Genomic DNA, 4,576 nt, shown 5'->3' with positions numbered 1-4,576 from the left:
TTCATGCCTGGCAGCAACTGGCGCACCTGCGCGAGGTGGCTGGCGATGCTGTCCCTCTGCCTGGTGAGGTCGTCGACCTCGCGGTGGGTAGCAGCGCGGCGGCGTCCGGCATCGGCGTTGACCTCGGCGAGCAACTGCTCGGCCTGGGTCTTGGCCTGGCCGGCGATCTGGTCGGCATTCTTTTCTGCGTTGCCGACCAGCTGCCTGGCGTGCTGGTCGGCGTCCCGGCGAGCCTGGTCGGCCTGGGCGCTGGCCTTCGCTGCCCGCTGCTCCGCGGTTGAGGCGCGCTGCTCGGCTGTGAACACGAGTTCCTGCGTCGCAGACTGGGCGGCTGCGAGCCGTTCGGCCTCCCGGCGCTCGGCCTGTTCCCTGCGTGCCGCGAACCGGATCTCGAACTCGGCTTCCGCCTGGGCCCGCTGGGCCTCGCTCTCCTCCAGGATCCCCTGCGCATGGCTGCGCATCTCGTCAGCTTGGCGCTTGGAGGTGGTGAGGATCTCGTCCCGCTCGCGCTTGGCAGTCGCCTGCAGCTGGGCGGCATCGCGCTCGGCGCTTGTGCGCAGCTTGGCGATTTCACCCTCGGCCGTGGCCCGCTTCTCCGCGACCTCGTGGTCGGCCGCGGCACGGCGCTTGGCGGCCTCGCGCTCGGTCCCGGAGGTCAGCTCGCCGGCCTCGCGCCGGGCTGTAGTCCTGATCGAGTCGGCCTCGCGCTGGATGGCGGCCTGTTGCTCGTCGGTCTCGCGCTTGGCGTTCGCGCCCAGTTCGGCAGCATCGTTGTCAGCGCCGGCCCGCAGCTCTGCCGCATCGACCTTGGCCGTGGCCTTGATCTCGTTGGCTTCCGATCGAGCCGTCTGGACCACCTCGGTTGCCTGTTCCTCGGCAAGCCGCAGCAGCTGCTCGATCCTGGCACCGAGGCCGGCATAGGCAGGTCGTTCCCGCTCATGGAACTGGCGGTGGGCTTCGGCCAGCTCCCGCTGCATGGCCTGGACTTGCTCGCGGTGCTGCCGAACTTCGGCTTCGATCTGCCTGATGTGCTCGTCGACCTGGTGACGGTCATAGCCCCGCATCGACGTCACGAACTCACGCGGCGGAGCTTCTTCGAAGAGGCTGGTCAGCAGGGCGTCGGTGTCTGGTTGCATATCGCCTGATCCTCGCTAGACGTGACGAGGACGGGGTATTCACGGGTTTGCGGCAGGTGACCGGGCGTGTCATTCGCACCGCGGGCCTCAGGCTCCCGCCCAGTGACACGCACACTACTCTCATTCTGGGATGTCGGCGGGCCCTACATGCGGAGGTCGTCGGCGCCGCGCTCGGTGCGGGCCGGATTCCTGCCGGTCATCGGCTGTCCTCGGCGTGATGGGGCGGGGGGACGCCGGCCAGAAACTGCGTCCCGGCGGGCCTCTGCGGCCTATTGCGCCGTCGCTGGAACTGGTCGACGATCAGGGCGGTCACCAGGGCGCAGGACGTGCCGAGCAGGATCCCGGCGGTGGCGTCGGAGAGCCAGTGGGCCGCGAGGTAGGCGCGGGAGAGCCCCATCACGATCGAGAACGCCACCGCGGCCGCGCCCCACCAGGTGCGCCGCTTCCCCGCGGGGATCAGGGCGATGACCGCCGCGACGACGGTGACCGAGGCGGCGATGGCGTGTCCGGACGGGAACGACGCGCCGCTCGTGACGACCAGAGACCCGGGCGGCCTGGCCCGGTCGTAGATGCCTTTCAGCGAGCCGATCAGCACCTCCGACAGCACGATGGCGGCGGCGAAAGCGGCCAGGTGCCACCACTGGCGGCGCAGGGCCAGGAACCCGGCCAGGGCGATCCGCACCGGCAGCGTGACGTACACCAGCCCGAGGACGTTGAGGACCTTGGCGATCGCCGTCAGCGCGGGCGCCCGTCCGGAGATCATCAGCCGCAGCCACGCATCATCGAGCCGCTGGATACGGGCGAGCATGCCATGATCAGCGGCCAGGGCGAACACCACGGCCGTGACCGCCAGCACCCCGGCGGTGAGGAAGGCGGCCCGCCGGGGGTGGGCGAGAATCGCGTCCTCCTGCCGCCGGGCCGTGGCCGGACGGGTCATCCCGGGCATGCGGCACCTTGCCCGCACAGGGCCAGGCCCTCGGTGCGGCGGACATGGCTGACCAGTACCGACCGGGGCATGAACGCCACCGCGCCGTCGACAGCGGTAGTCACGGCCGGGGACGCGCCGGGCGCAAGGACGAACTGATAGGTCGCGCAGCCGCCGGGGAAGGTGTAGTAGCGAACATCGGAGGACCGCGGGACCACGCTCAGCGGCCGCTCGAACAGGCGCATGCCGGGCTGGTCCGAAGGGATCTGCCGGGCGCCGGCGATGTCGCAGGTCGCGGTCAGAGTGATCGTCACTGTCTGCGGCTGCTGCACCGGCTGGCCGAGCACGATTCGGATGCCGCCGCCCCCGGCCAGGGAGCCGGAGTCCAGCCCGAAGCGGGCCTGCCCGCTGGAGATCTCGGCGTTGACCGTGGTCCAGCCTGCCGGGAGCGCGGCGATGCAGGGCAGGAAGGCCGCCGAGGGAACCGCCTGGGCCGCCAAGATCATCGTATGGCCCGTGCCGCAACCGGGTGCGTGCCCGGTGAAGGCTCCGGACGGCAACAGCAAGCCGATGCCGAAAACGGTGGGCACAGCGAAGATGGCGAGCATGGCCGCGGCCAGGGTGACCCGCCGGACGCTCCAGCGCTGCAACACGATCGGCCGCCGCGACGGGGCGAGTGTGCGGAACTCGGCGAGCAGGTCCCGGGGATCGCGTTTCATGAAGGCGCGCAGCTGCGTCGGGCTGGCGACCCCGCGGGTGGCGGCGAAGGCCTCGGCGAGCTCGGCCTCGGTGAAATAGTTCAGCGCCTGCCGGTACACGCGCCCCGGGTCAGTGCGGACCGCCAGGACCAGCATCATGTTGCCCAGGTCGACCGCCTGCCGCCACGGCGAGGGGCGCACCTGGGCGAAGGCCACGTCGATCAGTAGCAGCTGCCCGGCGCGAACCATCAGGTTGCCCGGCTTGATGTCGCGGTGGGCGATTCCCGCGTCCCACAGCGCGCGGATCAGCAGCAGTCCCTGGTCGATCACCTGGTCGTCGATGTCGGCGTCGCCGATTTCCACCGCGCCGTCGAAGAACTCGGTGACCAGCAGGTACTCCCGCTCGGGGGTGATCTCCACGATGCCGTAGGGCCTGGCCACGCCGATCCCGGCGTCCTGCAGCAGGCGCAGGGCGTAGTCCTCGTACTCCGCTAGGCGCCGCACGGTCTGGAAGGGGTGCTCGTCCTCCAGGGAGCCGTACAAAATCGTCCGCCAGATCTTGTACCAGCGGTCGGCGCGGACGTGGCCCTTGGTGTAGAGCTTGCCGAACAGGTACTCATCCGGGCCGCCCTCGACCCGCAGCCGCAGCGGCGTGGAGCCGGCTGAGGACGCCAGCCCGACCGGCGTGATGCCGGTGACGGTGACCCCCAGCTGGTCGCGTACGCCCTGCCGGATCGCTTCGCCGCGCCGGCCGGTCACATCGACGTGCGCGGTGTTGCCGTTCCGGTAGGCGACCGGGAATACCTCGTTCGGGGTGAAGAAACGGAATGCGGTGACCGGGATCGCGACGGCGAGAGCCACACCTAGCAGCAGGTCATCTATGTGATCGACGGCCAGGTACAGGCGGGCCAGGCAGACCATGGCCACGATGACCGCGATGGCCGCCTTCGCGTATGAGCGAGGCCGTCCCGGCACGACCAGGCAGTAGGCGATGCTTATCAGCAAGAACGTGGGAACCGCCACCGTGACCGCCTGCGTGGAATACCCCGTCCAGTTACCGATGATCAGCACGCCATAAGGCCGCGGCCGGGTGGTCCCCGCGGTGATCAGCGTTATCGCGACCTCGAGGAGGAACAGGCTGCACAGGAATACCAGCAGGTGCCGCCAGCGCCGGAACGCGATTATCAGCACGACCGCCGACAGCCCGAGCACCGTGGCTCCCCAGCCGGAGCCGACGGCGGAGATCCCCCTGGCGACGTCGGTCAGCCACGGCGTCCGGGCCCGAGCGAAAAACCGGAGCACCGCCGTGTTGACCTGATCATCGAGCCGCAGCGATGGGGCCCGCACCGAGATCACGATCACGCCGGCCAGGGCGACAACCGCGAGGATCAGCCAGGCCCTGGTGGTGACCGAGACCGGGTGCGGCAGCGGCGGCGGCGCACCGGTCGGGCGTCGGTGGCGCGGCGTCCGCGCCACGGCGGGACCCGGGGGAAGGCTCGCCGTGCCAGCCGGTGTGGTTATCGTCTTCGTCTTTTCGCTCAATGCGACGCCTCCCTCATCGGGCCAGCCCCTGCGTCCGCAGTCGGGCGCTCACACATATCCCCGGTGCTGCAGGGACCGCCAGCACAGCCAGCCCGGCAGTACCGGCAGCCAGTAGGTCGCTAGCCGGTACAGCAGCACGGCCGAGACCGCGGGCCCGGCCTGCATGCCGGCGCCGCTTAACCCGGCGACCAACGCCGCCTCGATCCTCAAGTCACACCAGCTCCTCACCGCCCGGCTATGGCGAACGCTCGGCGATTATGCTCGTCGCGATCGCA

Annotated in this window: 4 protein-coding genes; all 4 read right to left on the bottom strand. The window is 70.2% G+C overall.

Annotated features, from left to right (window positions below; translation table 11 throughout):
• The coding region (locus WA805_RS10410) for a DivIVA domain-containing protein (RefSeq protein ID WP_425242239.1) at nucleotides 1-1,136 on the bottom strand (1,136 nt) is incomplete at its 3' end.
• A gap of 196 nt (nucleotides 1,137-1,332) precedes the next feature.
• Entirely contained in the window at nucleotides 1,333-2,073 is a 741-nt protein-coding gene (locus WA805_RS10405) for a phosphatase PAP2 family protein (protein WP_425242238.1), read from the bottom strand.
• The gene (locus WA805_RS10400) at nucleotides 2,070-4,301 is read right to left on the bottom strand and encodes a hypothetical protein (RefSeq protein ID WP_422289215.1); all 2,232 of its coding nucleotides are present in this window, start codon (nucleotides 4,299-4,301) and stop codon (nucleotides 2,070-2,072) included. Before WA805_RS10400 ends, WA805_RS10405 begins: the two co-directional genes overlap by 4 nt.
• A gap of 48 nt (nucleotides 4,302-4,349) precedes the next feature.
• Entirely contained in the window at nucleotides 4,350-4,511 is a 162-nt protein-coding gene (locus tag WA805_RS10395) for a hypothetical protein (protein ID WP_425242237.1), read from the bottom strand.
• Nucleotides 4,512-4,576: the final 65 nt, after the last annotated feature.

The sequence above is a fragment of the Trebonia sp. genome, from assembly GCF_049794275.1.
Taxonomy (GTDB): domain Bacteria; phylum Actinomycetota; class Actinomycetes; order Streptosporangiales; family Streptosporangiaceae; genus Trebonia.
This window is presented reverse-complemented; position numbering and strand designations above follow the sequence as displayed.